The sequence below is a fragment of the Streptomyces sp. URMC 126 genome, assembly GCF_051386555.1.
In the GTDB taxonomy this organism is placed as follows: domain Bacteria; phylum Actinomycetota; class Actinomycetes; order Streptomycetales; family Streptomycetaceae; genus Streptomyces.
Genome location: NZ_JBPQTX010000401.1, coordinates 1 through 5564 on the forward strand (window position 1 = coordinate 1; position 5564 = coordinate 5564).

At 74.4% G+C, this 5564-nt stretch carries 4 protein-coding genes; 3 read left to right on the forward strand and 1 reads right to left on the reverse strand.

Features of this window, described 5'->3' with window-relative positions:
* Positions 1-103 precede the first annotated feature (103 nt).
* Positions 104-1306 (forward strand): cytochrome P450, encoded by a 1203-nt coding sequence (locus ACSNOK_RS30080; RefSeq protein WP_436783960.1) that lies wholly within the window; start codon positions 104-106, stop codon positions 1304-1306.
* 79 nt (positions 1307-1385) lie between these two features.
* Here the strand turns inward: ACSNOK_RS30080 and ACSNOK_RS30085 are convergent, their stop codons facing one another.
* Positions 1386-2123: a 2OG-Fe dioxygenase family protein gene (locus tag ACSNOK_RS30085; RefSeq protein ID WP_436783961.1), complete on the reverse strand. Its 738-nt coding sequence runs from the start codon at positions 2121-2123 to the stop codon at positions 1386-1388.
* Positions 2124-2795: 672 nt separating this feature from the next.
* Between ACSNOK_RS30085 and ACSNOK_RS30090 the strand changes: the two genes are divergently transcribed.
* Together ACSNOK_RS30090 and ACSNOK_RS30095 are read left to right on the forward strand one after the other, a co-directional pair.
* Positions 2796-3914, forward strand: a complete 1119-nt coding sequence (locus tag ACSNOK_RS30090; protein ID WP_436783962.1) for an alpha/beta hydrolase — start codon at positions 2796-2798, stop codon at positions 3912-3914.
* A 182-nt stretch (positions 3915-4096) separates the two neighbouring features.
* Positions 4097-5564, forward strand: a 1468-nt coding sequence (locus ACSNOK_RS30095) for a protein kinase domain-containing protein (RefSeq protein WP_436783963.1), incomplete at its 3' end; no start/stop codon positions are given.

Consider the following 5564-nt stretch of genomic DNA (forward strand, 5'->3'; position numbering starts at 1 on the left):
GGCACGGCCCCCGCGCGCCCGCCGCCCCGCGGTTGCGGCCGGCCGGGGACGGCGATCCAATGGCCGTCCGGCGACCAGCCCCCACCGGTCGAAGGAGTCCGCGATGACAGAGTCCCGCGCCACCGACCCCCTCACCCTGCCGGCCGGCGACAGGACCTGCCCGTTCAGCCCGCCGCCCGCCTACGAGCACGCCCGCTCCCGGGCTCCGGTCTCCCGCGCGCGGCTGTGGAACGGGGACTGGTGCCGGCTGGTCACCCGGCACGAACACGTGCGCGAGGTGTTGAGCGACCCGCGGTTCGGCGCCGACACCCGCCTCCCGGGTTTTCCCTTCCTCAACCCGGCCCGCCAGGCGATGGCCGAACACGACAACCGCACCTTCATCAATCTCGACGGCGCCGAGCACGCCCGGCTGCGCCGCACGATCCTGCGCGACTTCGACCGCCGGAACGTCCTGGCGCTCCGGCCACGGCTCCAGGAGATCGCCGACGAGCTGATCGACGCCATGACCGCGGGCCGGCGGTCCGCCGACCTGGTGGCCGAGTACGCCCTCCCGCTGCCGTCGCGAGTGGTCTGCCTGCTCCTCGGCGTCCCCTACGCGGACCGCGAGTTCTTCCAGCGGCAGAGCCGCACCCTGATGGACAACAGCGCCCCGCCGGACCGCGTCCGCACCGCCATCCACACACTGGACCGCTACCTGATCGCGCTGGCCCACGACAAGCGCGACCGGCCCGAGGACGGCATCATCGGCCGCCTGGCCGCCGACGGGATGCCCGACCGGGACATCGCCGCCATCGGCCGGCTGCTGGTGATCAACGGCCACGAGTCGACCGCGCACACGATCGCCCTGTCCGTGCTCGTCCTCCTGCGACACCCCGACGAGCTCGCCCGCCTCCGGCGCGATCCCGGCCTCACGGCCGGGGCCGTCGACGAGCTGATGCGCTACCTGACCATCCTCCACCAGGGCCTGACCCGGGTCGCCACCGAGGACGTCACCGTCGGCGGGCAGCGGATCCGCGCCGGCGAAGGCGTCGTCTGCGTCCTCGGGGCGGCCAACCGCGACGAGCGCGCCTTCCCCGACCCCGCCCGGTTCGACATCACCCGCGACGCCCGCCGGCACGTCGCGTTCGGCCACGGTCCGCACCGCTGCCTGGGCGGGTTCCTGGCCGAGCAGGAGCTGCAAGTGGCGCTGGAGACACTGCTGCGCCGCCTGCCCGGCCTGCGCCTCGCCGTCCCCTTCTCCGAGCTCGACTTCCACTACGACACCCAGGCCTACGGCGTCCGCTCGCTGCCGGTGCGCTGGTCCTGAGCCCTTTGCGAACGGGCGCGCCTCGCGGGTGCCGCTCCGGGGCCCCGGAGCGGCACCCGGGGGAGCCCCCGAGCCCGGCTCAGTCCCCGGGCGGGAAGAAGTCGACGAGCAGCATGTCCCGCACCCCCCGCCCGGCCCCCGCGGCCGGACGGATGGGTGTGACGCCGTGGAAGACCCTGCGGTCGTCGAGGACGATGGTCTCGAACGGCGTGGTCAGCAGCGCCTCGTGGACGGGCGTCCGGTCCGGGTCGTAGAGGCACGAGTCCGCTCCCTCCACGTTCTCGCGCCGGATCAGCACTTGGGCGACGTAGCAGTGCCCGTCCTGGTGGATGCCCTCCGGGGCGGGGTGGCCCTCGGTGTCCGGGGTGGCGACGACGCGTATCTGGTGGACTCCGCAGGCGTCCATCCCGTCGCGCGGCCCGGGCAGCCGCTCCCGCAGGGTCCGGACGACCGTCGCCAGCGCCGGGCCCCCGGCCACGGCGTCGGCGAGCGGCGCGAACAGGCGGTCCACCCCGCCGTTCACCGCGTTCACCGCGCGGTCCTGGAAGAAGGGGACGTGGGGCAGCAGCTCCAGCCGGTCAGGACGGATGCGGAATCTGCTGTACCGGCGGAAGCGGTACGGCGTGCCGGTGCCCGCGTGCGGGTCGGCCGGCAGGTCGTCCCACGACGCGGTGAACGCGGCCGCCTCCCCCGCCGGGAGCGCCGCGAGGGCGGCGGTCAGCAGGTCGGCGGGGAAGTGGACGAACGGGGGCGGCGGAGCGGCGGACGCCTCGGGGTGTTCCGGGGCGTGCGGGGACGTGGACGCAGGGGTGGTCATACGACGTTCCTCAGCCTTCCTCGGCCTGGTGAGCCGTCGGTTCGCGGCGAGTCCCGGTGGGGCGTGCCGCGAACGGTGGTGAACCTTCGGATGAGCCGGTACCGGGGTCCGAGCCTACGCACCGCCGCGACGGGAACCCAGCGATCCCCAACTTCCGTCACGCACATCACAGTTGACACATTGATGCGGGCGGAGAGGGGCCCCGGAGCAGGCCCCGGCAATGAGGTGCGCACCGCGTGGCGCGACCCGTCCCGCATGTCCCCCGCCACACCCGATTCCCGCCGGGCATTCCGCGCGTCCGGAATTCCGGCGGGCGGGGAATTCACCGCGACTCCTCACGGACCACGCACGGAATACACGATTCCGGCAGCCGCGCCCCCGGCTCGCCCTATGCGGCGCGTGACGTATTCCGTACGAACCGTCAGGCCGCCCCGGAACGCGCGCCTTCGCTCTTCCCCGCCCCGCCGCCCACCCGGGAACCCCCGACTGACCTGCGTTTACCGCTTGGTAATGTCGCCGTACCGCCCGGGCGGGATTCCGGCGGACTTCCGGGGCGGACATGCGCGCCGCCGATCGGCGCCATAGCATGAGATTGCGGTGCATATACGGAACCTCCCCCGGTCGTCCTCCCTCTCTCTCAGGTGAAAGCACCCTCCAGGAGGAGTTACCACCGTGGGTCTCACGTCCCAGAATCTACTGTTGCTCTTGGTGTTCATCGCGGTCGCGGTGTGCGCCCTGGTTCTGTGGCTGTGGCCGCGCGCCGCCCGCAAGGGGGTGCTGTCCTGGGCCTCGCGCCTGGGCATGCTCGTCATATCCCAGGTGAGCGTCCTCGCCGTGCTGCTCGTCGCCGCCAACAACGAGTTCGGCTTCTACTCCACCTGGAAGGAACTGTTCGGGCAGAACTCCAGCCACCAGGAGCTCCAGCCCGGCAAGGCGGGCGACAAGCGGCCGCCCGCGCTCGTCGTGAAGGGCCAGGAGTCGGTGGGGCTGGGCCCGCGCGAGAAGGGCGGGCAGGTGGACCGGATATCGATCCGCGGGCCGGTCACCGGCCTGAGCATGGACGGGTACGCGTACCTGCCCCCGCAGTACTTCCAGAAGGGCCACGAGAAGGACCGCTTCCCCGTGATCGTCGCGGTCACCGGCCAGCCCGGCGTCTCCAGAAACCTGATCACCCAGATCAAGGTGCCCCAGGCCGCGTCCAAGCTCGTCAAGGAGCGCAAGACGCGCCCGACGATCGTCCTGATGGTCCGGCCGTCGGTCGTCGCCGACCGCGACACCAACTGCACGGACGTCCCCGGCGGCCCGCAGGCGCTGACCTTCTTCAACCAGGACCTGCCGGTGGCCGTCAACGACAAGTACCGCGCCGACAACTCGCGCGGCGCCTGGGGCGCCGTCGGCAACTCCACCGGCGGCTACTGCGCGTTGAAGATGGCCATGACCAACCCGGCCCGCTACGGCGCCGGCGCCGGCCTCTCCGCCGACTTCTTCGCCCGGCAGGACCGCGAGACCGGCGACCTCTACGCGGGCAGCAAGCAGCTCAAGAACGAGGCCGACCTCGTCTGGCGCGCCGCCCACATGCCCGCGCCGCCGGTGTCGCTGCTGGTCGGCGTCAGCAAGAAGGGCGAGGAGAAGTACTACAAGCAGGCCATGCACTTCGTCGAGAAGGCGAAGTGGCCCACGAAGGTCGAGAAGCTGATCCGCGACGAGGGCGGCCACAATTTCCAGACCTGGCGCGAGGAGTACCCCGAGGTGCTGCGCTGGCTCGACAAGCAGCTCGCCGACCCGCGCTGACCCCCGCCGGGCCCTCCCCGGCACCGCATCCTCTCCGGGCCGCACCGGCTGGGACGCACCGCCGCCGAACCGGTCCCGTTCCACGGGAACGGGAAGCGGCGCCGTCGCGTCCCAGCCGGTGTGGCCCGATTGCGCGGGTGCCCGGAGCGGCCCGGGCCCCACGGGGGAGGGGGCGGGACGGCATGGACGCCAACGGCGGCGACGAGCGGTTTCCCCTGCTGGCCGGGCGGTACCGGCTGCTGGGCCGGCTCGGCAGCGGCGGCATGGGCGTGGTGTGGCGCGCCTACGACGAGGTGCTGGGCCGCGAGGTGGCCGTCAAGGAGGTCCGGGCGCCGGAGCACCTGCGCGAGGCCGACGTCCGGGTGCTGCACGCCCGGCTGGTGCAGGAGGCCCGGGCCGCGGCCCGGATCAGCCACCCGTACGTGATCACCGTGCACGACGTGGTGGAGGAGCACGGCCGCCCGTGGATCGTCATGGAACTGGTCCGCGGCCGGTCGCTCGCCGACGTCCTGGAGGCCGACGGCCTGCTGTCGCCCGGGGAGGCGGCGCGCGTGGGGTCCGCGGTGCTCCGGGCGCTCCGCAGCGCGCACGCCGCCGGGGTGCTGCACCGCGACGTCAAGCCCGCCAACGTCCTGCTCCAGGACGACGGCCGGGTGGTGCTCACCGACTTCGGCATCGCGCTCGTCGAGGGCACGGGCACCTTGACCCGCACCGGCGACGTCATCGGCTCGCCCGACTACCTGGCTCCCGAGCGGGCGCTCGGCAAGCATCCCGGTACCCCCTCGGACCTGTGGTCGCTGGGCGCCACGCTGTACGCGGCCGTCGAGGGGATGTCACCGTTCCGCCGCGCCTCGGCGCTGGGCACGCTCCAGGCCGTCGTGCACGAGGACCCGCCCGCGCCGCGCCGCGCCGGACCGCTCGCCCCGCTCCTGCTCGGGCTGCTCCGCAAGGACCCGCGCACCCGCATGGGTTCGGCGGAGGCCCAGCGCCTGCTGGACGCGGCGGCCGCGCCGGCGGCCGGCGAACGGACCGGCACGGGCGCCGGGGCCGCCTTCCCGGCCCGGGGAGGCCCGGGCGGGGGCCACGGCGGCCGGGACCCGGGGACGAGCCACGGCCACGACCCGGGCGGGAGCGCCGCCCCGGAGCCCTCGGAAGCACACCGCCGCGACCCGGCCGGCCCGGGCGGGAGCACGGAGCGGCGGACCGGTGCGGCGGCCGTCGCGGATCCGGGTACGGGCGGGGGCGCGCGGACGGGCTCGGGTCCGCCCCGGCCGGGACCGGGCACCGGCACGAGCACGGGCACGGGCACGGCGACGGAGCCCTGGACCGGCGGAGCGGGAGCACCGGCCGGATCCGGGTCCGGATCCGTATCCGGGACGCGCACCCGGCCGGACCCGGCGTCGGACCCTCGCGTGCCCTCCGGCCGGAACCCCGCGCCCACCGGCTCCCCCACCCCCGCCGGGCCGGACCCGCGGTCCCTTCACCGCACACCCGCCGGGCCCCAGGCGCCGGGCGGGTCTCCGTACCGTGACCCTGCCACCCCGTCGGGCCACCCGCCGACCTACCTCCCGACCACACCCGACGTCCGCCCGTCCGCCGCCTCCGCGCACGCCTCCACCCCGTACACCCCCACGTCGCACTCCCCCGGAC

Coding starts and splice junctions, on each gene's coding strand:
- ACSNOK_RS30080 (WP_436783960.1), top strand. CDS start 104: ATGACAGAGTCCCGCGCCACCGACCCCCTCACCCTGCCGGCCGGCGAC.
- ACSNOK_RS30085 (WP_436783961.1), bottom strand. CDS start 2,123: ATGACCACCCCTGCGTCCACGTCCCCGCACGCCCCGGAACACCCCGAG.